Raw genomic sequence first — 22,964 nt, 5'->3', positions numbered from 1 at the left:
CTCGAAAAGCTGTCAAAAAAGCCGTCGAACAACAAGGAGAAGAACCGATGTCAAAGCCCGTCACCAGTGCCCTGACCGCCGCCTGCTGCAGCCTGCTGCTCGTCAGCCAGGCCCAGGCCGCGGACGACAAGCTCTATCTGTTCAACTGGACCGAGTACATGGACCCGGAGATCATCACGGCGTTCGAGCAGAAATACGACGTCGAGGTGGTGCAGAACTACTACAACTCGCTGCCGGAGATGTTCGCCAAGCTCAATGCCGGCGGTGCCTCCCAGTACGACATCATCGTGCCCTCGAACTACTACGTGCCGCGCTTGATCCAGACCGGCCTGGTCCAGAAGCTCGATCACTCCAGGATCCCCAATTTCACCAATGTGAAGGCGCAGTTCCAGGATCCGAGTTTCGACCCGGGTTCCGCCTATTCGGCGCCGTACCAGTGGGGCACGACCGGGATCATCTACAACACCGATACCTTCCCGGACGCGCCCCGCAGCTGGTCGCTGATGTTCGATCCCAAGGTCAACCCCGACTACCCCTTCGCGATCATGGGCGACGGCCAGGTCGCCATGGGCGCCGCCTGCGCGGCGCTGGGCAAACCCTACGACTGCGATGACCTCGACAGCTGGCGCGACGCCGCCAAGCTGATGATCGAGACCAAGCATCGCGACAACTTCTCCGGCTTCTCCGACGGCACCCCCGCACTGCAGCAGCTCGCGCGCGGCGTGACCCATGTCGGCATGTCCTATAACGGCGACTATCTGCTGTACAAGAGCGAGGATCCGGAGACCTTCGCGCACCTCGACTTCATGATTCCCGAGGAAGGCGCCGAGATGTGGGTCGACTCGATGATGATTCCGTCCCAGGCCCCCCACCCGGATCTGGCCTACAAGTTCATCAACTTCATTCTCGACGCCAAGATCGGTGCCCAGCTCTCCAACTACAATTTCTATGCCAGCCCCAACGCCGCCGCCGAGCCCTATCTGGAAGCGGCACTGAGGCAGCCGCCGGCCCAGCCCACCGACGAAGAGATGAAAGTGCTGCGTTTCACCCCGAGCCTGGAGGGCGAAAAACTGCAGACCTTCCAGCAACTGTGGTCGGAAGTGCAGGCTCGGTAGCGCCGCCGCTCCCCCATCTCACTGCCCGGCACGGCCGCTGGCCGCGTCCGGGCAACCCATCACCACACGGAACGCTCACATGGGTCACCGTCAGGAAACACCAGCGCTCAAAGACTGGTTCCAACAGCACGGCATCACCGAAGTCGAATGTCTGGTTACCGATCTCACCGGCATCCTCAAGGGCAAGATCATGCCCGCCAGCAAGTACCTCGATGGCGGGCTGCCACGATTGCCGGACTCGATCTTCATCCAGACCGTCACCGGCGGTTATCCCGACGACGAGGATATCCGCTTCTGGAATCCCGCCGAGCGGGACATGGAGCTGGTGCCCGATCCCGATGCCGCCTTCCTGGTACCCTGGGCCGAAGACCCCACCGCGCAGATCATTCACGACTGCTACTACCTCACCGGCGAGCCGGTCGATCTCTCGCCCCGTCACGTGCTCAAGCGCGTCCTGGAGCTCTACGAACAGCGCGGCTGGCGCCCGGTGGTCGCCCCCGAGGTCGAGTTCTACCTGGTCAAGACCAACACCGATTCCGACTACCCGCTGGAGCCGCCGATCGGTCGTACCGGACGCCAGGAGAGCAGCCGCCAGTCGTTCTCCATCGACGCGGTCAACGAATTCGATCCCCTGTTCGAGGAGATGTATGACTACTGCGAGGCGATGCACCTCGACCTGGACACGCTGATCCACGAGGAGGGTGCCGGCCAGATGGAGGTCAACTTCCAGCACGGCAATCCGCTGGCGCTGGCCGATCAGGTGGTCATGTTCAAGCGTGTGCTGCGAGAAACCGCGCTGCGCCACGGCATGTACGCCACCTTCATGGCCAAGCCGATGGCCAACGAGCCGGGTAGCTCCATGCACATTCACCAGAGCCTGGTCGACGCCAAGGGCAACAACCTGTTCGCCTCTGGCCTCAGCGGAATCGGAGACAACCCCACCAGCCCTCTGTTTCATCATTTCATCGGCGGTTTGCAGCACTATCTGCCCGCAGCGATGCCGCTGCTGGCCCCCAACGTCAACTCCTATCGCCGACTGATGCGCCACGAGGCGAGTGGTTCCGCGCCGGTCAACGTCGACTGGGGGATGGACAACCGCACCGTGGGCTTGCGCGTGCCGGTCTCCTCGCCCGCCGCCACCCGGGTCGAAAACCGCCTCGGCGGCGCCGACGCCAACCCCTATCTGGTGCTGGCGGCCTCGCTGGCCTGCGGCTATCTCGGCATGGTCGGCCAGTTGGAACCCCGTCCGCCGATGGTCGGTTCGGCCTGGTCCAGTGGCAGCAAGCTGCCGGACGACATCGGCCCGGCACTGGACCGGCTGCGGGAATGTCCCGAACTGGCCGACATCCTCGGCGAACGCTTCACCAACAGCTATCTCGCGGTCAAACGCGCCGAACACCGCGCCTACTTCCGCGTGATCAGCTCGTGGGAGCGCGAGCACCTGCTGCTGCGGGTTTGAAGTCCAACAAGAAGGCCAATAAACAGCGAAGCGGGGGAGCGATGATGAAATTGACGCAATGGGCGGTCTTGTCGATGGCGGCGCTGGCGAGCAGCGGCGCCGTGGCCGACGATCAGGAAAGACAGTTGAACCTGTTCAACTGGACCGACTACATGGATCCCGAGATCATCGCCGACTTCGAGGCCGAAACCGGCATCGACGTGGTTCAGAACTACTACAACTCCAACGCCGAGATGCTGGCCAAGCTGAACGCCGGTGGCGATGCCCAGTACGATATCGTCATCCCCTCGGACTACTTCGTGCCGCGCCTCATCGGGGCGGAGGTCATTCAGCCGCTCGCCCCTGACGGCCAATCACTCGAGGGCATCGACAACATCATGGCGGACTTCCAGCAGCCCGCCTACGATCCGGATGGCACCTACACCGTGCCGTATCAATGGGGGGTGACCGGCATCGTCTACAACACCGACACCTTCCCCGACCCGGATCCTAGCTGGGGACTGCTGTACGATCCCGCCGTCAACGCCGACTACCCCTTTGCGCTACTCAAGGGCGATGCCCAGTTCACCTTCTCGACCCTCTGCGCCTACCTTGGCGAAGGGTTCGACTGCGTCGGCCAGGCCCCTTGGGTCGAGGCCGCCAAGCTGCTGGTTGCCACCCGTGAGCGAGACAATTTCGTCGGCTTCGTCGACGCCACCGCGACCATCGAGCAGATCGCCAGCGGCGTGATCCACGCCGGCATTGCCTACAACGGCGACCTGGCCGGCAAACAGAGCGAGGACCCGGAGCTCTACGGCAACATCGGCTTTTTCGTGCCCAGAGAAGGCTCGCAGCGCTGGGTGGACGTGATGGCCATCCCGGCCCGGGCACCACATCCGGACAACGCACGCCGTTTCATCGAATACCTGCTGCGCCCCGAGGTCGCGGCCCGGCTCTCCAACTACAACCTGTACACCTCGCCCAACGCGGCGGCGCAACCGATGCTGTCCGCCGAACTTCGCGAGCCGCCGGTGATGCCCGATGCCGACACCCGCGCACGGCTGTCGCTGACGCCCGCCGTCGACGGCGAGCAGTTGCAGCTGCTGCAGCAGTTGTGGTCGGAAGCCCGATCTCGCTGATCGGCCTTTATCCTCCCAATCGTCCTTTCATTCATGGAGTCCAGGATGTCCGCGCCTTCCGACGCAAAGCGCCCGTCACAGCTCGAGCACACCGCCTCCTGGTACGCGGCCTCGGCCAACGCCGCGCCGGCGCGACCGGCACTGTCGGCCGACGTCAGCTGCGACGTGTGCGTGGTGGGGGCCGGCTTCACCGGGCTGTCATCGGCGCTGCATCTGGCCGAGAAGGGTCTGAAGGTGATCGTGCTGGAAGCCGCGCGCGTCGGCTATGGCGCCTCGGGGCGCAACGGCGGCCAGATCGTCAACAGCTACAGCCGCGACATCGACGTGATCGAATCGAAATACGGCCAGACAACCGGCCGGGCGCTGGGCGACATGGCCTTCGAGGGCAACCGGATAATCCGCGAGCGAATCGCGACCTACGGCATCGAGTGCGACCTCCGCGACGGCAACCTGTTCGCCGCCTGCAACGCCAAGCAGCTCGAGGCCCTCAGGCATCACCAGACCCTGTGGCAGCGCTACGGCAACGACAGCCTGGAACTGCTGGGAGGCGACGCCTACCAGCGTGAGGTCGGCAGCAACCGCTACACCGGCGTGCTGATCGATCACTCCGGCGGCCATCTCCATCCGCTGAACCTGGCGCTGGGCCAGGCTGCCGCCCTGGAATCGAGGGGCGGCGTAATTTACGAGCAGAGCCCGGTCGTCACCCTCGAGCACGGCGCTCCGGTCACGGTGAAGACCGCTGATGGCACCGTCAGGGCCGACCGCGTCGTCATGGCCGGCAACGCCTATCTGCACGGGGTCATGCCGGAGCTCGAACGAAAGTCCATGCCCTGCGGGACGCAGATCATCACCACCGAGCCCCTCGGGGACGAGCTCGCCCGGCGCCTGCTGCCCAACGGCATGGCGGTGGAGGACTGCAACTACCTGCTCGACTACTACCGGCTGACTCGCGACAACCGGCTGCTGTACGGCGGTGGCGTCAACTACGGCAGCGAGGGGCCGGCGGATATCGAGGCGGTGATTCGCCCCAAGATGCTCAAGACGTTTCCGCAGTTGAAAGAGGTCAAGGTGGACTACGCCTGGAGCGGCAACTTCCTGATGACGCTGAATCGCCTGCCGCAGTTCGGCGTGATCAACGACAACGTCTACTACGCCCAGGGCTACTCCGGCCACGGCGTGACCTGCACGCATCTTGCCGGGCGCCTGATCAGCGAAGTGATGACGGGGCGCGACGATCGATTCGACGCCTTCGCCGGGCTGCCGCACCAGCCCTTTCCCGGCGGCCGGATGCTGCGCGTGCCGCTTTCGGCACTGGGAGCCTGGTATTACGAGGCGCGCGACCGACTCGGCATCTAGGTGGCTCGACATCCCGATGCCGCCGGGAGCGCGCAGGGATTACCGTCCAGGTTCGGGCGAGCGCTGGCGGCGTCCGTCATTGCGGCTGACAGGCGCGGGCAAACCCCTGGAAGATCGCGTCGTAGAGCGCGTTGTTCCCGGGTTCCCACTCGGGGTGCCACTGCACCGCCAGGGTAAAGCCAGGCGCTTCCGGCAGCGAAACCGCCTCGACCAGACCATCCGGTGCCACCGCCTCCACGAACAGGCCCTCCGCCAACCGGTCTATACCTTGCTGATGCAGCGAGTTCACCCGTGCCTTCAGCCCTTTCCGGCACTCGCCATAGAGGCTGGCCAGGCGGCCGCCGGGCCGGATCTCGACCTCGTGGCTCGGCGCATACTGCTGGGCCTTCGACCCTTCCGGCTCGCGGTGATCCATGAGGCCGGGCACACGCTGGACGGCCTGATGCAGCGTCCCGCCAAGGGCCACGTTGAACTCCTGGAAGCCGCGGCAGATCCCCAGTAGCGGCAGCCGGCGCTCCAGTGCCAACGGCACCCACAGCATGGCGGCGTGATCGCGATCCAGGTCGTCCCGCGTGTTTTCAGGCGCCCGTTCCGCATGGTATCGACTCGGCAGCACGTTGGTGTAGCTACCGGTCAGCATCAGGCCGTCGAGACGATCCAGCAGCGCGCTGGCAGCGTCGGCATCGCTGTCGCGCCAGACCGGCAGGATGACCGGCTCCAGCCCATACGCCCGCAGCGCGCTGAGATATTTGTCGGTGACCATGTGGGCAGGGTGGCCTTCCACCTCACGGCGGCAGGCAATGACACCCACCAGGGGACGCTTCTGCATGATGCCTCCTCGAAACCGAAATCCGTCATGTTTTCATCAACACGCACCGATCTATTTTTATTGCCAGACAGCGACCGTGAAAACAAACAAAGCACATAAAAACAATCATTTATCCGAAAAATAAATAATAATCCATCAATTTTCAGCCGAAGAAAAAACGAATAAAACGTAAATAATTTGACAACAATACCGGGCGAACGAAACACTATCAACGACCATAACAAACGATCTCAGGTGACATCATGTCCTCCCTTCCCGTCGACGAGGCTCGTGACTTCCTGGCGCGCAACCCCGCTATCGATAGCATCGATCTCTTGCTGAGCGACCTCAATGGGGTGTTTCGCGGCAAGCGGATTCCCCGGGAAAATCTCGAAAAGGCCTACGTCAACGGTATCAACCTCCCCGGCTCGGTCTTCGCGCTGGACATCACCGGCAACACGATCGAAGCGACGGGCCTTGGCCTGGACATCGGCGACTGCGACCAGGTCTGCCGCCCGATCCCCGGCACCCTGATGCCGACACCCTGGCTGCGGGACGGCTGCCAGGGGCAACTGCTGATGACCATGCGCAACGAGCATGATGGCCCCTTCTTCGCCGACCCGCGCAACGTCCTGGCCCGACAGGTACAGCGCCTGGCGACGATGGGGTTCACCGCCGCCGTCGCGCTGGAGCTCGAGTTCTATATCGTCGATCGCACGCGGGACGAGCTGGGCAGAGTGCAGCCGCCCCGCTCGCCGGAGACCGGCGAACGCGCCACCACCAGCCAGGTGTATTCGATTTCGGAGCTCGACGAGTACGCCGCGTTCCTGGGCGACATCCAGGCCGCGGCCGCGACCCAGAACCTGCCGCTGGACACGGCGCTGAAGGAGTGCGCGCCGGGCCAGTTCGAGATCAACCTGCTGCACGGCAGCGACGTACTCAAGGCATGCGACAGCGCGGTGCTGCTCAAGCGCCTGATCAAGGGAATCGCCGTCAACCATGGCTTCGAAGCGACGTTCATGGCCAAACCCTACGACGAGGAAGCCGGCAACGGCATGCATGTCCACATCAGCCTGCTCGATGCCCACGGTCGCAATGTCTTTGCCGCCGATGACGAGAACCCGCTGGGTACCGAAACGCTGCGCCACGCCATCGGCGGCCTGCTCAGACTGATGCCGGAATCGGTCGCCCTGATGGCCCCGAATCTCAACTCCTTCCGCCGGTTTCAGCCGGGGCTCTACGTTCCCATGGCGCCGACCTGGGGCTTCGACAACCGCTCCGTGGCCCTGCGCATTCCCTCCGGGCCAAATGCCGCGCGACGGATCGAGCACCGTGTCGGCGGTGCCGATGCCAACCCCTACCTGCTGCTGGCGACCCTGCTCGCCTCGATCATCCACGGCATCACCCACCGGATCCCCCCCGAGGAGATCGTCACCGGCAACGCCTACGAGCAGTTCGACCCGATACTGACCAACAGCTGGTCTCGAGCGCTGGAGCTGCTCGAGCAATCCGAGGTGCTGAACGAGGCGCTCGGCCAGGAGTTCCTGAACGTGTTCCTGGCGAACCGCCGTGCCGAACGGGCATCCGCCATGCAAGTGGTAAGCCGGCTCGAGTACGACTGGTATCTGCGCCACGTCTGATCCCTGGAGCGACACCAGGAGGACATTGCCGGAGCCACCACATCGGGTACGCCCGCTCCAGAGGAGTACGCCATGACACCGTCAGACGCCGCAGGACTCAAAGCGCTCGACCGCGATCACTACCTGCACCCCTTCACCGACTTCAAGGCGCTGGGTGACGAAGGCAGTCGACTCATTACCGCCGCCGACGGCATCTACATCGAGGACGACGGAGGCCGGCGGTTCCTGGACGCGATGGCGGGACTGTGGTGCGTCAACCTGGGCTACGGCCGTCAGGAACTGGTCGATGCCGCGAGCCGCCAGTTGCGGCAGCTGCCCTACTACAACAGCTTCTTCAAGACCACGAACCCACCAGCGGCCGAGCTGGCCGAGACCCTCTGCGGCCTGGCGCCGGATCATATCAACCGCGTGTTCTTCACTGGCTCCGGGTCCGAGGCCAATGACACGGCATTGCGCATGGTGCGCCGCTACTGGGCGCTCGAGGGTCAGCCCGAAAAGCAGTGGATCATCAGCCGCGACAACGCCTATCACGGCTCGACGGTGGCCGGCATGAGCCTGGGCGGCATGGCGCCGATGCAGGCCCAGGGCGGGCCCTGCGTACCGGGCATCACCCACATCCGTCAGCCTTACTGGTTCGACCAAGGGCGGGACATGTCGCCAGAGGCGTTCGGCAAGGTCTGTGCCGACGCACTGGAAGCGCGCATCCAGGCGCTGGGGCCGGACAAGGTCGCGGCCTTCATCGCCGAACCGGTGCAGGGCGCGGGCGGCGCAATCATCCCGCCGGAGAGCTACTGGCCGGCGATCAAGGAGGTGCTGTCGCGCCACGACATCCTGCTGGTCGTCGACGAAGTCATCTGCGGCTTCGGTCGCCTGGGCGAATGGTTCGGCAGCGTTCACTACGATCTCGCGCCGGACCTGATGTCGGTCGCCAAGGGCCTCTCGTCCGGCTACCTGCCGATCGGCGGCGTGCTGGTCGGCGACCGGGTCGCCCGGACACTGATCGACGATGGCGGGGAATTCCACCACGGCTTCACCTACTCCGGGCACCCTACCTGCGCCGCCGTTGCGCTGGAAAACCTCAGGTTGATGGCGGCCGAAGGCGTCGTCGAACAGGTGCGCCGGGTGACAGGGCCGTATCTGGCGAAGCACTGGAAGGCGCTCGAGCGGCATCCCCTCATCGGCGAGGCCCGCTCCCTGGGGCTGATCGGCGCGCTCGAGATCGTCGCCGACAAGGCAGCCGGTACGCGTTTCGACAAGACCTTCAAGGCGGGCGAAACCTGTCGCGAGATCTGCTTCGAGTTCGGGCTGGTGATGCGCTCGGTGGGCGACACGATGATCATCTCTCCGCCGCTGGTCATCACCGAGGCCCAGATCGACGAACTGATCGCGCTGGCGACGGCCGCGCTGGACGAGACGGCTCGACGGCTGCAGGCCCGAGGGGCCACCATTTCGGCAACGAAGGAGACACCCACATGAGCCCGACGCCAACGCTGGCCGACTGGCAGGCCAAAGCCGCCGCCCTTACCGCCAATCTCGAGACACGCGCCTTCATCGACGATGAGTTCGTCGCGGCCGAGAGCGGCGAGACCTTCGCCACGATCAATCCCGCGACGGGGGAAATCCTGGCCAAGGTGGCGAGCTGCGACGCCGCCGATGCCGACAAGGCCGTGACCGTGGCCCGCGCGGCATTCACCCGCGGTAGCTGGGCACGGCTGGCGCCCACCGCACGCAAGCACGCGCTGCTACGACTGGCAGGGCTGATGGAGCGCCATCGAGATACGCTGGCCCTGCTCGACACGCTGGACATGGGCAAGCCGATCAGCAGCGCCCAGAGCGATGTCAGCGGCGCCATCGGCTGCATTCGCCATCAGGCCGAGTCGATCGACAAGCTCTACGGCGAGGTGGCGCCGACCGGCGACGATACCCTCGCGCTGGTGCTGCGCGAACCGCTGGGCGTCGTCGCCGCCATCGTGCCGTGGAATTTTCCGCTGATGATGACGGCCTGGAAGATCGGTCCGGCGCTCGCCGCAGGTAACAGCGTCATCCTCAAGCCCTCCGAGAAGTCGCCGCTCTCCGCGCTGTACCTGGCCTCGCTGGCGCGGGAGGCGGGCCTGCCGAGCGGCGTTTTCCAGGTACTGCCGGGGTTCGGCCACACGGTCGGCAAGGCCTTGGCGCTGTCCATGGAGGTCAACTGCCTCGCCTTCACCGGCTCGACGGGCGTCGGCAAGCAGCTGCTGCAGTACGCGGGGCAGTCCAACCTGAAGCGGGTGTACCTGGAGTGTGGCGGCAAGAGCCCGAATATCGTCTTCGCCGACTGCAAGGACCTGGACAGCGTGGCCCGCCACGCCGCCGAGGCGATCTTCTACAACCAGGGCGAGGTCTGCATCGCAGGGTCACGCCTGCTGGTGGAAAACAGCGTGCGCGAGGCCTTCATCGACAGGCTGCTCGCCGCCGCCGAATCGATGCAACCGGGCGATCCGCTGGACCCCGCCAGCTTCATGGGCGCTATCGTCGACCGCACCCAGTACGAACGGGTGCTGGACTATATCCGCCAGGGCGTGGCAGAAGGCGCGCGGCTGCGCATGGGCGGCAAGCCACAAGCTGGGCCCGGCCTTTTCATCGGCCCAACCGTCTTCGACGACGTCACCGACGACATGGTCATCGGCCGGGAGGAGATCTTCGGTCCGGTGCTGTCGGTATTCGGCTTCGACACGGAGGAGCAAGCGATCGCGATGGCCAACGACAGTGACTACGGGCTGGCGGCCGGCTTCTGGAGCCAGGACATCGACCGCATCATGCGGGTCACACGGCGCCTCCAGTCCGGCCAGGTCTTCGTCAACAACTGGGCCGGCGGCGACCAGACCGTGCCCTTCGGCGGCGTCAAGCAGTCCGGCAACGGCCGCGACAAGTCGCACCACTCGCTGGAGGAGTACTCCGAGCTCAAGAGTGTATGGATGTCGCTTTCGTCGTGAGCCGGGATCGCGCTTGGCAGATCGCCGCGGGGGATCAGAACGTCTTGGCGGGAGTGGCGCAGCTGACGAGCCGGCAGGCCGACTTGCCGGGGTTGCGGAAGCGGTGCGGGATGTTGGTATTGAAGTAGTAAGCCTCGCCCGGCGCCAGTGTCCGCGTCTGGGCACCGATCGTGATCTCGATCTCCCCCTCGAGCACGACCCCGGCTTCCTCGCCCTGATGGGCGATCATCTCGCGCCCGGTATCGCTGCCGGCCGGATAGGTCTCGACCATGAACGACAACGCCCGCGACTCCCGGTTGGCTCCCACCAGCTTGTAGATCACGTCTCCGGTGCCAACGTCGATCAACTCGTCGGCACCGAAGAAGACCTGATTCCGATTCTCCAGATCCATGGTGAAGAAATCCCCCACGCTCATCGGAATGGCGTCGAGGATCTTCTTCAGCGAGCTGACGGAAGGACTGACCTTGCCCTGCTCGATCAACGACAGGCTGGAGTGCGTCACGCCACAGCGCTTGGCCAGCTCGCGCTGGGAGATGCCGCGAAAGGTTCTCAGAGCTCGCAGGCGGGCGCCGACATCATCAGACATCCGTTCTCTTCCTCAAGCGATGGTCAGCTTACGTCGGGGGCCCCGGACGGGAGCGACTCGCGGTTGAACCAGTTCTCCAGAATCAACTGGGCGGCGATACCGTCGACGCCACGATCACGGTAGTTGCCCTTGTGGCCCTGCTCCCGGGCGATCTGCTTGGCGGCGCGGGTGGTGCCGCGCTCGTCGAACATCTCCACCGGCTTGCCGAAACGGCCATGCAACCGATTGCCGAACTTGCGCGCCCGCACGCTCATGTCGGATTCACTGCCGTCGTCGTGGATCGGCAGCCCGACCACCAGCAGGTCCGGCTGCCACTCCTTCAACAACCTCTCGACGACGACCCAGTCGGGGATGCCGTCGCGGGCGGGCAGCGGCTCCAGGCCACTGGCGGAGCGCAGCATCTCGTTGCCGACCGAGACGCCGATCCGCCGGGTGCCGTAATCGAACGCCATCACCAGGCGCTGACCGACCCGGTCACCGGTTGCCGATGCCATCAGGCGTGTCCGGCGTCGCGGGTCATCAGGTTGAGATCGACGCCGAGGATGCCGGCGGCGGCGCCCAGGCGCTGCTCAGGCGGGCGATCGAACAGGATCGCGGCGTCACCCTCGGCGATCAGCCAGGTGTTCTGCTTGAGTTCGTCCTCGAGCTGGCCGGATTTCCACCCCGCGCAGCCCAGCGTGACCAGATACTGCTCCGGGCCTCGCCGCTGGGCGATCGCCTGCAGCATGTCCATCGACGTGGTCAGCGCCAGACCGTCGGCGACCTGGATACTGGAGTCCCAGTCGCTGGCATTGCCACGATGCAGGATGAAACCGCGATCGCGGTAGGTCGGCCCGCCGTTGTAGACCAACACGTCGTTGTGCGGGCCGGGCTCGGACTCGATATCGAGCTGTTCGAACAGCCCGTCCAGGGTCAGTTCGGAGGGCCGATTGACGATCACCCCCAGGGTGCCGTCGTCGTCATGGTCGCAGAGATAGGTCAGCGTCCCGGCAAAGTTGGGGTCTTCCAGATGCGGCATCGCCATCAGGAAGTAGTTCTTGAGGCTCTGCATCGGCGTGGGCATGGATGTTGGCCTGGTCGTTGGCATAGGACTCCATCGGACATCGCGCAGCGATCCGGCGCTCGAGCCGCGAGCGCCGGTCATAGAGGAAATGGACTTATTGTAACATCTCTGCCCCGTCGGGCTGGATCAGCCCTGGGCGTCCAGTCGTCTGGCGATCGCGGCCATCAACTGCGCAGCGATGTCGGTACCGCGCTGGTCGTCGATCTCGCGCACGCAGGTGGGGCTGGTGACGTTGATCTCGGTGATGTAGTCGCCAATCACGTCGAGGCCGACGAACAGCAGCCCCTTTTCGCGAATCATCGGCTGGACCTGCTCGACCAGCCAGTAGTCGCGATCGGTCAGCTCCCGGGAGACGCCGCGGCCACCGGCGGCCAGGTTGCCGCGAGTCTCGCCGGCGCTGGGGATGCGCGCCAGCCCGTAGGGCACCGGCTCGCCGTCGACCAGCAGAATGCGGGTGTCGCCATCCTTGATCTCCGGCAGATAGCGCTGGGCCATGATCTGACGCTGGCCGCGCTCGGTGAGCTGCTCGATCACCGCGCCGAGATTGCGCCCCTCCGGGCCGATATGAAAGATACCGGTGCCGCCCATGCCATCCAGCGGCTTGAAGATGGTATCGCCATGCTCGGCCTGGAAGGCCCGCAGCACCGCGTCGCGACAGGAGACCACCGTCGGCGGGATGCAGTGGGCGAACTGCTGGGCGAACAGCTTTTCGTTGCACTCGAACAGCGCCCGGGTCGGGTTGACCACCAGGGTACCCTCGCGCTCGGCGAACGCCAGCAGGTGCACGGCGTTGAGGAAGTGGCCATCCACCGGCGGGTCCTTGCGCATCAGGATCACGTCCAGCTCGCCCAGCGGCATCGCCTCCCGCTCGCCCAGCTCGAACCAGTGCGCCGGATCGCGGAACACCTTGAGCGGGCGCACGCTGCCCATGGCGCGCCCCTCGTAGAGATAGAGATCCTCCTGCTCGAGATAGTAGAGCAACCAGCCCATCGCCTCCGCCGCCCACAGCAGGGCCAGCGTGGTGTCCTTCTTGTAGGTAATGTCGGCGATGGGGTCCATCACCACGCCAAGCTTCGCCGTTTTCTGGCTCATCGATCAGATCTTCCCAAAGAGAGATTGAATGGGTCGCAGTATGACGCAGCCCACGTCTCATCTGTAGGGGGCGGGGAAACCGAAGTTCGGGCGATCGGTCGCGGCGCCCGATCCCCACGCTTTCGATAGCCGCTGACGGCAACCGACGGGACTAAAGGTTAAGGCCCCCGGTGCTCCGAAGCGACCAACGTATAATGTATACATTGATCGATTGGGCGCAATCTCTCTCTTGAAGAGCATCGAGGGAGCGGCGGCCGCGAGGGTCCATCTCTGGCCGATATCGCCCGGCGCCAGGGGTGTCTCGGTACAGCGCACGCCGGTTTCGAAAACGATCTCTTCAGGCACGGCGCCTTTCCACCGTGCCACGGCGTGTTGATCGCTGGGTCGACGCGTCAGCTGGATGCCCTCAATCGGAGATCGCCTGCATGACCGTCCAGAACCCAACGTCCCGCCCTCTTCTCGCTATCCTGACGGCCGCTGCGACGGTGCTCGTGCCCTTCGCCAGCGCCCAGGCCGCCACGACACTCAACTTCGCCCATACCCATCCGGTGGAGGACGCCCAGCATCTCGCCGCGGAGCATTTTGCCGATCTCGTCGACGAGCGCAGCGGTGGCGACCTGCAGATCCGCGTCTTCCCCAGCGGACAGCTGGGCAGCGACACCGCCCTGGTGGCCAGCGCCCGCGGCGGCCAGGTCGATATCGTACTGACCGGCAACCCCTACTACACCGGACTGGTCGGCGAGCTGAACGTGCTCGACCTGCCGTTTCTGTTCGACGACTACGCCCATGCCTATGCCGTGCTGGATGGCGATATCGGTCAATCCCTGCTCGCCAGGCTCGGCGATCACGACCTCAAGGGACTGGCGTTCTGGGAGATCGGCTTTCGCAACCTGACCAACTCCCGACACCCGGTGGAGAACGCGGACGACATCAAGGGACTGACGCTGCGCACCACGCCCAACCCGGCCCATATCGCCGCTTTCAAGGCCCTCGGCGCCAACCCGACACCGATGCCGTTCACCGAGCTGTTCACGGCGCTGGAGACCCGCACGGTGGATGGGCAGGAGAACCCGGTCAGCCTGATCCGCTCGGCCAATTTCTATGAGGTTCAGGACTACCTGTCGCTCACGGCGCACGCCTATACCGCGGCGCCCCTGGTCATGAACAAGGCCAAGTTCGAGAGCTTGAGCCCGGAAAACCAGCAACTACTGGTCCAGGCCGCCATCGACTCGGCGAAGTTCGAGCGCGAGGAGCTCGCCCGACGCCTGACCGGCGACCTCGAGTTTCTCAAGCAGCAGGGCATGCAGATCGTCGAGGAGCCGGATCGCGATTCGATGCGGGATATCGTCGCCGCACCGGTACAGGCCAGCTTCGCCGAGCAGTACGGCAGCGAGCTGATCGAGGCCATCGAGGCGGCAAGGCCCGGCACGGAATAGATCGGCGCCGCGGCGACTGCCCAACACGATCGATCACCGATTGCGATAAGAGGCCCATCATGTCCAGACCGGCACAAGCGAGTGTCCGCACGCCCCATGGCTCGCTCCAGACCACGCTATGTCGCTTGTCGCACCTCACCGAAAAGGTGCTCAACCTGGTGATGGTGCTAGCACTGGTGGCAATGATCGCGCTGGTGTTCGCCAATGTCGTGCTGCGCTATGGCTTCAATAGCGGCATCTCGATCAGCGTCGAGCTGTCGCGGTTCCTGTTCGTATGGGTGATCTTTCTCGGTACCGTCGTGGGCCTGATGCGACACGAGCACCTCAGCGTGACGACGTTCTCGGATCGCCTGCCGGGCAGGGCCCAGGCCGTGCTGCGGCGGCTGGTGACGCTGGTGATGCTGGTCTGCTGTCTGATGCTGGTCAAGGGCAGCTACGCCCAGACCCTGCTCAACTGGAGCGACCTCTCCCCGATCAGCGGCATCCCCGTGGGTGTCTTCTATCTGGCCGGGCTGGTCGCCGGGGTTCTGATGTCGCTGATTCTGACGCTGCGATTGCTGCTGCCTGCCCCGCTGACGTCGATGCCGGACCGCCGGGAGATGGCACCATGACGATAGGTCTGTTTCTCGCCTCGCTGCTGGCCTCGATCGGGCTCAGCCTGCCGATCGCCTTCGCCCTGCTGGTCAGCGCCGTGGTGCTGATGCTGCATCTGGGGCTGTTCGATTCGCAGATCCTGGCCCAGAACCTGATCAATGGCGCCGACAGCTACACGCTGCTGGCGATTCCCTTCTTCCTGGTGGCCGGCGAGGTGATGTCGCGCGGCGGCCTGTCGAAACGCATCGTGCTGCTGGCGATGAGCCTGGTGGGGCACCGCAAGGGTGGGCTTGGCTTCGTCGCCATCTTCGCCGCCATCGTCATGGCCAGCCTGTCCGGCTCGGCCGTCGCCGATACCGCGGCGCTGGGTTCGATGCTGTTGCCGATGATGCGCCAGGCAGGCTACCCCCAGGGTCGATCGGCCGGGCTGATGGCGGCGGGAGGCATCATCGCCCCGATCATCCCGCCCTCCATTCCGCTGATCATCATCGGGGTGGCCGGTAGCATCTCGATCAGCAAGCTGTTCCTGGCCGGCATCGTGCCCGGGCTGATCATGGGCGCGACCCTGGTGCTGATGTGGATGTTCATCACGCGCAAGGAAACGCTGGTGGTCGCCGAGAAGGCGTCCGGCGCCGAGCGGCTGGCTGCGTTGCGCCAGAGCTTCTGGGCGATCCTGCTGCCAGTGATCATCATCGGCGGTATCAAGACCGGCATTTTCACCCCCACCGAGGCCGGCGTGGTCGCGGCGGTCTACGCCATGCTGGTGTCCACCCTGATCTACCGGGAGCTCAATCTCGCCGAGCTGTATGAGGTGCTGACGCAGGCTGCGCGCAACACGGCCGTGGTGATGTTCCTGGTGGCGGCGGCCAGCGTCGCCTCCTGGCTGATCAGCATCGCCCAGCTGCCAATGATGGTGGCCGGTCTGCTGGCGCCGCTGGCCGACCATCCCCGCCTGCTGATGCTGGCGATCATGGCCATCGTGTTGATCGTCGGCATGGTGATGGACCTGACGCCGACGATCCTGGTGCTGACGCCGATCCTGATGCCGATCGTCAAGATCGCCGGCATCGACCCGGTCTACTTCGGCATCATGTTCGTACTCAATTGCGCCATCGGCCTGATCACGCCACCGGTGGGCAACGTGCTCAACGTCATCACCAGCGTGGGCCGGATCAAATTCGAGAAAGCGGTCATGGGCGTACTGCCCTTCGTCACGGCCTACGTCGTACTGCTACTGCTGTTCGTGGCGTTCCCGCAAATCATCACCATGCCGCTCTACTGGCTGGCAAGCTGAGGTCATCCCCATGAGCGAACAGCTCCTGATCGATAGCCATCACCACTTCTGGGCGCTGGATGGCAGCGTGCACTACCCATGGCTCGAGGATGAGATCGACGACCACTTCTTCCTCGGTGATTACGCCGCCATTCGCCAGCCGTTCCTGCCGGCGGACATCCGAGCGCTGATCCCCCCGGGCTACCACCTGGCGGGCACGGTGCACTGCGAGGCCGAATCGACTCGCCAGGCGCCGGAGGTGGAGACCCGTTGGCTGACGCGGCTGTCCGAGCAGCAGGGGCTGCCGGTGGCACTGGTGGGTTGGGCGGCCTTCGCCGATCCGGCCTGCGAAACGCAACTCGATCGTCAGATGGATTCGCCGCTGTTTCGTGGCGTGCGCGCCAAACCGGTGACGGCCGCGCGCCCCGACCGATACGACGATACGCTCGGCGCGCCCGGTTCATTGCAGGATGCCGGCTGGGCCCGCGGGCTGCGAATGCTGGAAGAGCGCGACCTGTCATGGGATCTGCGGGTGCCGGCCTGGCATCTCGCGGATGCTGCCAGGGCTCTGGAAGCCACCCCGAACCTGCGGGTGATTCTCAACCATACCGGCCTGCCCTGGGATCACAGCGAACCGGGGCTGGCAAGCTGGCGCGAGGGGATGCAGGCGCTGGCGGCCAATCCCAATGTCGCGGTCAAGCTCTCGGAGCTGGGAAGCCCCATGGCTGACTGGGACGAGCGCCAGAATATCGCCCTGCTCGCCGAAACGATCGGTATCTTCGGGCCCCGACGCTGTCTCTTCGCCAGCAACTTTCCGGTTACCGGACTCAATGCCAGCTATGCGACCTGGCTCGCCATGATCGAGCAGGCCATCGCCGATGCCGCAGCGGACGCCCGCCAGCCGATCCTCCACGACAACGCTGTCCGCTGGTATCGGCTCCCGGCGCCGGCCATGGCGGGCTGACTGCCGCCGCGATGGCGGCAGTCGATTGCAACAACGCCCTATCCGGCCTTGCCCAGTCGAGCCCACAGAAACCGCCACGCCAGCGCGCTCAGCTTCGCCCGCTGGGCGTTGTCCGCCGCGCCGCCGTGGCCGCCTTCGGTGTTCTCGTAGTAGAAGACGTCCCCTGCGCTCATCGCTTCCATGCGCGCCATCATCTTGCGGGCGTGGCCGGGGTGGACCCGGTCGTCGCGGGTCGAGGTGGTGAACAGCACCGCCGGATAGTCCACGCCCTCGCGCAGGTTGTGATAGGGCGAGTAGTCCTTCAGGAAGCGCTCCCAGTCGTCGCTGTCCGGATCGCCGTACTCGGCCATCCACGAGGCGCCCGCCAGCAGCTGGTGATAACGCTGCATGTCGAGTAGCGGCACTTCACACACTGCGGCGGCGAAGTGATCCGGATAGCGGGTGATCATGTTGCCGACCAGCAGCCCCCCGTTCGAACCGCCCTGGATGCCCAACTGACGCGGGGTGGTGATGCCGGTCGCCACCAGATCTTCGGCGACGGCGGCGAAATCCTCGAAGGCCTTGTGGCGCTCGCCCTTGAGCGCGGCGCGATGCCAGCGCGGGCCATATTCGCCACCGCCCCGGATATTGGCCACCACGTAGGCGCCGCCGCGCGAAAGCCAGCTGCGCCCGGCCCCGGCGATGTAGTGCGGCGTGAGCGAGATCTCGAAGCCGCCGTAGCCGTAGAGCAGCGTCGGCAAGGGCGCATTCGGCCTCTCCCGCGCCACATCCGCCGGCAGCACCAGAAAATAGGGAATCGACGTGCCGTCCAGGCTGGTGGCGAAACGTTGCGTCACCTGCATGCCGTCGGCCTCGAAGAAGCTCGGCGCGCGCTTGATCGTTTCCGCGTCGCTCTCCGGCCGAGCCGACGGGGTCCGTGCCAGATCCATCTTCAACAGCGATGTCGGGGTGAGATAGTCGGTGACGATCAGAAAGACCTCGTCGCTCTCTTCGTCGTCCACCGCCGCGACGCCGATCTCGCCGGTGGCGGGCAAGCCGGCCAGCGGACGCGGCGACCAGCCGTCGCCCTGCCCCGGCGTTAGCACCTGCAGCCGGTGCTTGACGTCCTCGAGGATATCCAGCACCAGGTAATGGCGCGTCCACTCGAACCCTTCCAGCGAGCGGTGTGCATCCGGCGTGAACAGGATGGTGAAATCCCGGCCACCGCGCTTGAAGGTGTCGTAGTCGATCGCCAGCAGCGCGCCGCTTTGGAAACTCCGGTTGTTCTCTTCGAGTCGCCAGTCGTCGCGCAGATGCACCAGCAACCACTCACGATGCACCACAGCCTGCGCCGACAGCGGCACCTCGATGGGGAAGGTCTCGCCGTCGGGCATGAGCTCGATCAGGCGCTGCTCGTAGAAGGCCAGGGCGTGATGGATGAAATCGCGCTCGAAGCCGCGGGTGCTGTCATGGAACGCCAGCGCCATCAGATCCTGGCGGTCCGCCTCGAACAGCGTTTCGGCAGCACTCAGTGGCTCGCCCCGCCGCCAGCGCTTGACGCAGCGCGGGTAGCCGGAGCTGGTCAGGGAGTCCGCACCGAAATCGGTATAGACGAACACCGTGTCGCGATCGATCCAGCTCATGCCGCCCTTGGCCTCCGGGCGCTCGAAACCGGCCTCGCCGTGACCGTCGTGCCCGACCCAGCGCTTGTCGATCAGGTCGAACTCGCGGGTCACGTCGGCATCCGCGCCACCGCGGGAGAGTGATACCAGCGCCCGCTCCCAGGGAGCGTCCGGCGTCTTCGGCTCCAGGCAACTGGCGCCATGCCAGACCCAGTTCTCGCCCTCGGCCGCGTTGAGCGCGTCGACGTCGATCAGCACTTCCCACGCCGGCCGTGACTGGCGGTAGGACGCCCACGTGGTGCGCCGCCACAGGCCGCGCGGGTGCTCGGCGTCCTGCCAGAAGTTGTAGTAGTGCTCGCCGCGCTTGACCACGAACGGAATCCGGTCGTCGGCGTCGAGAATCTGACGCAATCCCGTCTGCAAGGCGTCGAACTCGGCGTCCTCGAAGCGTGCAAGCGTCCGCCGGTTCTGCGCCTCGACCCAGGCCAGCGCCTCTGGGCTGTCGACCGCTTCCAGCCAGCGATACGGATCCTCGCCCGGCGAACCGGCGATATCCGGATCGGCCGAGCGATAACGATAAGGGGGGAAGCGAAGCATGGCGTTCTCCAGACCATCAGGGTGCCGTCGAGCCTAGCATGCGTCGGTCGACGGCAAGGCGAGTTTAGAACCGATCCACGCCGGCGGCCCGCCATTCGGCCTGCCACACCTCGGGCATGTCGTCGCCGAGCAACTGGCCGGCCTCCAGCGCCGGCATTTCGAAATCGCTGTAGCCGCGAGCCGGCGCGTAACCGCTGCGATGCCGAATGTGGTCCGGGGTCAGCTCGTCGAAGTGCGAGAGCCCCATGGCGCCGGTGAGCGCGGCGAAACCATCCAGCGTGGCCTGATGATAGCGGGCCACCCGCTCGGCCTTTTCCGGCACGTTGATCGCCCGGGAGCGCTTGGGGTCCTGGGTCGCCACCCCGGTCGGGCACTTGTTGGTATGGCAGCGACGCGCCTGGATGCAGCCGACCGCGAACATGAACGGGCGCGCGGCGTTGCACATGTCGGCGCCGAGCGCGGTCTTGACCACCATGTCGTAGCCCAGTGCCACCTTGCCGCTGGCGACGAGGCGGATCTTGTCGCGCAGGCCGACGCCGCGCAGGGCATTGTCGACGAACGGCACGGCGTCGTCGATGAACACGCCGAGACTGTCCGAGAACTCCTGCGGCGCGGCCCCGGTACCGCCCTCGGCACCATCGATGACGATGAAATCGACCAGCGTGCCGGTCTCGATCATCGCCTTGCAGATACTCAGGAATTCGCTGCGCTTGCCCAGGCATAGCTTGATGCCGACGGGCCTGCCATCGCTGAGTTCACGCAGGCGCGCGACGAACACCATCAGTTCGCGCGGGGTGGAAAATTCAGGGTGTGAAGAGGGGGAGGCGCAATCCTGCCCCGCCTCGATCTGGCGCGTGCTGGCGATCTCCTGATTGACCTTGGCCCCCGGCAGCAACCCGCCATGAGAGGGCTTGGCACCCTGGGATATCTTGATCTCCACCATCTTGACCTGGTCCCGGCACGCCTTCTCTCGGAACGTCTCGGCGTCGAAGCGGCCATTGTCGTGGCGGCAGCCGAAGTAGGCCGTACCCAGCTCCCAGATCAGATCGCCGCCATGCTTCTCGTGATAGGGGCTGATCGCGCCCTCGCCAGTGTCGTGGGCAAAGCCGCCCTGCTTGGCACCCAGGTTCATCGCCTCGATGGCGTTGCCCGAGAGCGAGCCGAAACTCATCGCCGAGATGTTGAGCCGCGACGAGCGATAGGGCCGGGTACATTGGGGTCCGCCAATGGTGATCCAGCGCGCCTCATCCGGCACCTTGCCGGGCTGGATGGAGTGGTAGGAGAGGTTGTAGCCGGGCGCATCGACATCGCGGATGGTGCCGAACGGCGAGGTATCCCCGGTACCGTCGGCGCGCGCATTGATCAGGTTGCGCTGCTCGCGCGAAAACGGCCGGCCGCTGGTCTCGGATTCGAAGAAATATTGACGGAGCTCCGGGCGCACGAACTCGAGCATATAGCGCAGATGACCGATCAGCGGGTAGTTGTAGAGCACGTTGTGCGGCGAGCGCAGATCCCGCCAGCCGACGAGGGCCAGCGGTATCCAGAGAAGCAGCAACCACAGTAGCGGGGGCCAGAAAATGCCGATGACGAGAGTGGCCGCGATCAACGCAGCCGTCAGAAAATAAAAACATTGGCGATACATGGTTGGCTGTCCGACGATGAGGGTGACCCTTCAAGTGTTGATCGCACCTGAGGATTGTTCAAATTATCGAGCCCGCCGGCTACCGACGTAGTAAGTAAACCACGTCACCGATACGGAGGCGACGAGCCTCCGGCGCCATCGAACGAGCAGAGGGCGAGAACGACAAACCAATGTCGTATTTTTAGACATATGACTTCATGCAACCGTGGGACGGTAACCACCCCTTCCGGGAGAGCTTCATGGACGACTGGACGCAAACCCTGACCGCAGGGCCGTTGCTCGGCATCGCCGCCGCCGCGATCGCCCTGCTGCTGGTACTGATCATCCGCTTTCATCTACACGCCTTTCCCACCCTGGTGCTGGTCAGCCTGCTGACCGCCTTTGCCACCGGCATCCCGGCCGGTGCCATCGTCGATACCATGACCGACAGCTTCGCCGGCACGCTGGGCTCGGTGGCGCTGCTGGTCGGTTTCGGCGCGATGCTCGGCAAGCTGGTGGAGCACTCCGGCGGCGCCCAGGTGCTGGCCGAACGGATGGTGTCGCTGTTCGGCGAGTCCCGCGCCCCGTTCGCGCTGGGTATCGCCTCGCTGATCATGGGTTTCCCGATCTTCTTCGACGCCGGGCTGATCGTGATGCTACCGATCATCTTCGCGGTGGCGAAACGCCTCGGCGGCCCGGTGCTGCTCTACGCCCTGCCGGCGGCGGCGGCATTTTCGGTGATGCACGTGTTCGTGCCGCCCCATCCCGGCCCGGTCACCGCCACCGAGCTCTACGGCGCCAATCTGGGTCTGGTGCTGCTGGTGGGGATCCTCATCGCCTTCCCGATGTGGTACCTCTCGGGTTACCTGTGGGGGCGTTTTGCCGCCAGCCGGTTCGACTTCAAGCTGGAAGTCAGCCTGTTCGGCGGCCAGGACAACGACACGATCGAGAATCCGCCCAGCGTGGGTACGGTCATTGCGCTGCTGCTGTTGCCGCTGGCGCTGATCTTTCTCAATACCGGGCTCGATTTCGCCCGCGCCGCCGGCGTGGCCGACAGCGACGCCACCTGGTTCCAGTTCCTCTCCTCGCTGGGCGAGACGCCGATCGCACTGCTGATCTCGGTGCTGGTGGCGATCTACGTGCTGGGCAGCCGCCGCGGTGAAGGCGGCAGCGCGCTGGAGAAGATCGTCGACTCCTCGCTGGGGCCGATCTGCTCGGTGATCCTGATCACCGGCGCCGGCGGCATGTTCGGCGGGGTGCTGCAGGCCTCCGGCATCGGCGATGCGCTCTCCGACTCGATGAGCGACCTGGGCATGCCGGTGATCGTCGCCGCCTACCTGGTCGCGGTGGTGATGCGCCTGGCCCAGGGCTCGGCCACGGTGGCGCTGGTCACCGCCGCCGGGCTGATGGCGCCCGCCGTCGCCAGCGGCGACTTCTCGGCCATGCAGATCGTCGCGATCACCCTCGCCACCGCTGCCGGCTCGGTGTTCGCCGGCCACGTCAACGACTCCGGCTTCTGGCTGGTGGGGCGGCTTTTGGGCATGGACGTCAAGACCACGCTGATGACCTGGACCGTGCAGCAGGCGCTGGAATCGGTGGTGGGCTTCCTGCTCGCCTGCATCGTCTATCTGATTTTCTAGGCCACTGACCCGCCGGATCCGATTTTGGC

Annotated in this window: 19 protein-coding genes; 12 read left to right on the top strand and 7 right to left on the bottom strand. The window is 65.2% G+C overall.

Features of this window, described 5'->3' with window-relative positions:
- Positions 1-47: 47 nt before the first annotated feature.
- The 4 genes from DOM45_RS15610 to DOM45_RS15595 all read left to right on the top strand — a co-directional run bounded on the left by DOM45_RS15610 (position 48) and on the right by DOM45_RS15595 (position 5,048).
- On the top strand, positions 48-1,115 hold the full coding sequence (locus DOM45_RS15610; RefSeq protein WP_110601958.1) for an ABC transporter substrate-binding protein: 1,068 nt from the start codon (positions 48-50) through the stop codon (positions 1,113-1,115).
- A 79-nt stretch (positions 1,116-1,194) separates the two neighbouring features.
- Complete coding sequence (locus DOM45_RS15605; protein ID WP_110601957.1) at positions 1,195-2,574, top strand: glutamine synthetase family protein; 1,380 nt, start codon at positions 1,195-1,197, stop codon at positions 2,572-2,574.
- A 44-nt stretch (positions 2,575-2,618) separates the two neighbouring features.
- Positions 2,619-3,692, top strand: coding sequence for an ABC transporter substrate-binding protein (locus tag DOM45_RS15600; protein WP_110601956.1), 1,074 nt, complete (start codon positions 2,619-2,621; stop codon positions 3,690-3,692).
- A 45-nt stretch (positions 3,693-3,737) separates the two neighbouring features.
- Positions 3,738-5,048: an NAD(P)/FAD-dependent oxidoreductase gene (locus tag DOM45_RS15595; RefSeq protein ID WP_110601954.1), complete on the top strand. Its 1,311-nt coding sequence runs from the start codon at positions 3,738-3,740 to the stop codon at positions 5,046-5,048.
- A gap of 76 nt (positions 5,049-5,124) precedes the next feature.
- On the opposite strand, the gene DOM45_RS15590 is transcribed toward DOM45_RS15595, so the two are convergent.
- Complete coding sequence (locus DOM45_RS15590) at positions 5,125-5,877, bottom strand: gamma-glutamyl-gamma-aminobutyrate hydrolase family protein (protein WP_110601953.1); 753 nt, start codon at positions 5,875-5,877, stop codon at positions 5,125-5,127.
- A gap of 242 nt (positions 5,878-6,119) precedes the next feature.
- Between DOM45_RS15590 and DOM45_RS15585 the strand changes: the two genes are divergently transcribed.
- The 3 genes from DOM45_RS15585 to DOM45_RS15575 all read left to right on the top strand — a co-directional run bounded on the left by DOM45_RS15585 (position 6,120) and on the right by DOM45_RS15575 (position 10,468).
- Positions 6,120-7,496, top strand: coding sequence for a glutamine synthetase family protein (locus DOM45_RS15585; protein ID WP_110601952.1), 1,377 nt, complete (start codon positions 6,120-6,122; stop codon positions 7,494-7,496).
- A 72-nt stretch (positions 7,497-7,568) separates the two neighbouring features.
- Positions 7,569-8,972, top strand: a complete 1,404-nt coding sequence (locus tag DOM45_RS15580) for an aspartate aminotransferase family protein (protein ID WP_110601950.1) — start codon at positions 7,569-7,571, stop codon at positions 8,970-8,972.
- Positions 8,969-10,468, top strand: coding sequence for an aldehyde dehydrogenase (locus tag DOM45_RS15575; RefSeq protein WP_110601949.1), 1,500 nt, complete (start codon positions 8,969-8,971; stop codon positions 10,466-10,468). The genes DOM45_RS15580 and DOM45_RS15575 overlap by 4 nt, the downstream gene beginning before the upstream one ends.
- Before the next feature lie 34 nt (positions 10,469-10,502).
- Here the strand turns inward: DOM45_RS15575 and DOM45_RS15570 are convergent, their stop codons facing one another.
- The 4 genes from DOM45_RS15570 to gshB form a co-directional block, all read right to left on the bottom strand.
- Positions 10,503-11,054, bottom strand: a complete 552-nt coding sequence (locus tag DOM45_RS15570; RefSeq protein WP_110601947.1) for a cupin domain-containing protein — start codon at positions 11,052-11,054, stop codon at positions 10,503-10,505.
- 23 nt (positions 11,055-11,077) lie between these two features.
- A complete protein-coding gene (ruvX, locus tag DOM45_RS15565; RefSeq protein WP_110601945.1) occupies positions 11,078-11,548 on the bottom strand; it encodes a Holliday junction resolvase RuvX in 471 nt (156 codons plus the stop codon).
- The gene (locus tag DOM45_RS15560; protein ID WP_110602123.1) at positions 11,548-12,105 is read right to left on the bottom strand and encodes a YqgE/AlgH family protein; all 558 of its coding nucleotides are present in this window, start codon (positions 12,103-12,105) and stop codon (positions 11,548-11,550) included. The genes ruvX and DOM45_RS15560 overlap by 1 nt, the downstream gene beginning before the upstream one ends.
- A gap of 138 nt (positions 12,106-12,243) precedes the next feature.
- A complete protein-coding gene (gene gshB / locus DOM45_RS15555) occupies positions 12,244-13,209 on the bottom strand; it encodes a glutathione synthase (RefSeq protein WP_110601944.1) in 966 nt (321 codons plus the stop codon).
- Between the two features lie 425 nt (positions 13,210-13,634).
- On the opposite strand from gshB, the gene DOM45_RS15550 reads away from it, so the two are divergent.
- From DOM45_RS15550 to DOM45_RS15535, 4 genes are read left to right on the top strand one after another with little or no spacing between them, the layout of a single operon-like run.
- Positions 13,635-14,645 carry a TRAP transporter substrate-binding protein gene (locus DOM45_RS15550; RefSeq protein WP_110601942.1) on the top strand — a complete coding sequence of 337 codons (1,011 nt, stop codon included), beginning with the start codon at positions 13,635-13,637 and terminating at the stop codon, positions 14,643-14,645.
- Between the two features lie 59 nt (positions 14,646-14,704).
- Entirely contained in the window at positions 14,705-15,256 is a 552-nt protein-coding gene (locus DOM45_RS15545) for a TRAP transporter small permease (RefSeq protein ID WP_198655636.1), read from the top strand.
- Complete coding sequence (locus DOM45_RS15540) at positions 15,253-16,533, top strand: TRAP transporter large permease subunit (protein WP_110601940.1); 1,281 nt, start codon at positions 15,253-15,255, stop codon at positions 16,531-16,533. Before DOM45_RS15545 ends, DOM45_RS15540 begins: the two co-directional genes overlap by 4 nt.
- A gap of 10 nt (positions 16,534-16,543) precedes the next feature.
- The gene (locus DOM45_RS15535; RefSeq protein WP_110601938.1) at positions 16,544-17,476 is read left to right on the top strand and encodes an amidohydrolase family protein; all 933 of its coding nucleotides are present in this window, start codon (positions 16,544-16,546) and stop codon (positions 17,474-17,476) included.
- 38 nt (positions 17,477-17,514) lie between these two features.
- Here the strand turns inward: DOM45_RS15535 and DOM45_RS15530 are convergent, their stop codons facing one another.
- Together DOM45_RS15530 and DOM45_RS15525 are read right to left on the bottom strand one after the other, a co-directional pair.
- A complete protein-coding gene (locus DOM45_RS15530; RefSeq protein WP_110601936.1) occupies positions 17,515-19,674 on the bottom strand; it encodes a prolyl oligopeptidase family serine peptidase in 2,160 nt (719 codons plus the stop codon).
- Between the two features lie 64 nt (positions 19,675-19,738).
- Positions 19,739-21,316 (bottom strand): FMN-binding glutamate synthase family protein, encoded by a 1,578-nt coding sequence (locus DOM45_RS15525; protein ID WP_110601935.1) that lies wholly within the window; start codon positions 21,314-21,316, stop codon positions 19,739-19,741.
- A gap of 239 nt (positions 21,317-21,555) precedes the next feature.
- On the opposite strand from DOM45_RS15525, the gene DOM45_RS15520 reads away from it, so the two are divergent.
- The gene (locus DOM45_RS15520) at positions 21,556-22,935 is read left to right on the top strand and encodes a GntP family permease (RefSeq protein ID WP_110601933.1); all 1,380 of its coding nucleotides are present in this window, start codon (positions 21,556-21,558) and stop codon (positions 22,933-22,935) included.
- Positions 22,936-22,964: the final 29 nt, after the last annotated feature.

Source organism: Salinicola lusitanus (genome assembly GCF_003206045.1).
GTDB lineage: Bacteria > Pseudomonadota > Gammaproteobacteria > Pseudomonadales > Halomonadaceae > Salinicola > Salinicola lusitanus.
Note: the sequence above shows the minus strand (reverse complement) of the source record. Positions and strands in the feature narration are given on the sequence as shown.

Excerpts from the sequence above, each read along its gene's own strand:
- gshB (WP_110601944.1), bottom strand. The coding sequence starts at position 13,209 with ATGAGCCAGAAAACGGCGAAGCTTGGCGTGGTGATGGACCCCATCGCC.
- ruvX (WP_110601945.1), bottom strand. The coding sequence starts at position 11,548 with ATGGCATCGGCAACCGGTGACCGGGTCGGTCAGCGCCTGGTGATGGCG.
- DOM45_RS15610 (WP_110601958.1), top strand. The coding sequence starts at position 48 with ATGTCAAAGCCCGTCACCAGTGCCCTGACCGCCGCCTGCTGCAGCCTG.
- DOM45_RS15535 (WP_110601938.1), top strand. The coding sequence starts at position 16,544 with ATGAGCGAACAGCTCCTGATCGATAGCCATCACCACTTCTGGGCGCTG.
- DOM45_RS15580 (WP_110601950.1), top strand. The coding sequence starts at position 7,569 with ATGACACCGTCAGACGCCGCAGGACTCAAAGCGCTCGACCGCGATCAC.
- DOM45_RS15600 (WP_110601956.1), top strand. The coding sequence starts at position 2,619 with ATGAAATTGACGCAATGGGCGGTCTTGTCGATGGCGGCGCTGGCGAGC.
- DOM45_RS15540 (WP_110601940.1), top strand. The coding sequence starts at position 15,253 with ATGACGATAGGTCTGTTTCTCGCCTCGCTGCTGGCCTCGATCGGGCTC.
- DOM45_RS15575 (WP_110601949.1), top strand. The coding sequence starts at position 8,969 with ATGAGCCCGACGCCAACGCTGGCCGACTGGCAGGCCAAAGCCGCCGCC.
- DOM45_RS15545 (WP_198655636.1), top strand. The coding sequence starts at position 14,705 with ATGTCCAGACCGGCACAAGCGAGTGTCCGCACGCCCCATGGCTCGCTC.
- DOM45_RS15530 (WP_110601936.1), bottom strand. The coding sequence starts at position 19,674 with ATGCTTCGCTTCCCCCCTTATCGTTATCGCTCGGCCGATCCGGATATC.
- DOM45_RS15605 (WP_110601957.1), top strand. The coding sequence starts at position 1,195 with ATGGGTCACCGTCAGGAAACACCAGCGCTCAAAGACTGGTTCCAACAG.
- DOM45_RS15550 (WP_110601942.1), top strand. The coding sequence starts at position 13,635 with ATGACCGTCCAGAACCCAACGTCCCGCCCTCTTCTCGCTATCCTGACG.
- DOM45_RS15520 (WP_110601933.1), top strand. The coding sequence starts at position 21,556 with ATGGACGACTGGACGCAAACCCTGACCGCAGGGCCGTTGCTCGGCATC.
- DOM45_RS15595 (WP_110601954.1), top strand. The coding sequence starts at position 3,738 with ATGTCCGCGCCTTCCGACGCAAAGCGCCCGTCACAGCTCGAGCACACC.
- DOM45_RS15590 (WP_110601953.1), bottom strand. The coding sequence starts at position 5,877 with ATGCAGAAGCGTCCCCTGGTGGGTGTCATTGCCTGCCGCCGTGAGGTG.
- DOM45_RS15560 (WP_110602123.1), bottom strand. The coding sequence starts at position 12,105 with ATGCAGAGCCTCAAGAACTACTTCCTGATGGCGATGCCGCATCTGGAA.
- DOM45_RS15585 (WP_110601952.1), top strand. The coding sequence starts at position 6,120 with ATGTCCTCCCTTCCCGTCGACGAGGCTCGTGACTTCCTGGCGCGCAAC.
- DOM45_RS15525 (WP_110601935.1), bottom strand. The coding sequence starts at position 21,316 with ATGTATCGCCAATGTTTTTATTTTCTGACGGCTGCGTTGATCGCGGCC.
- DOM45_RS15570 (WP_110601947.1), bottom strand. The coding sequence starts at position 11,054 with ATGTCTGATGATGTCGGCGCCCGCCTGCGAGCTCTGAGAACCTTTCGC.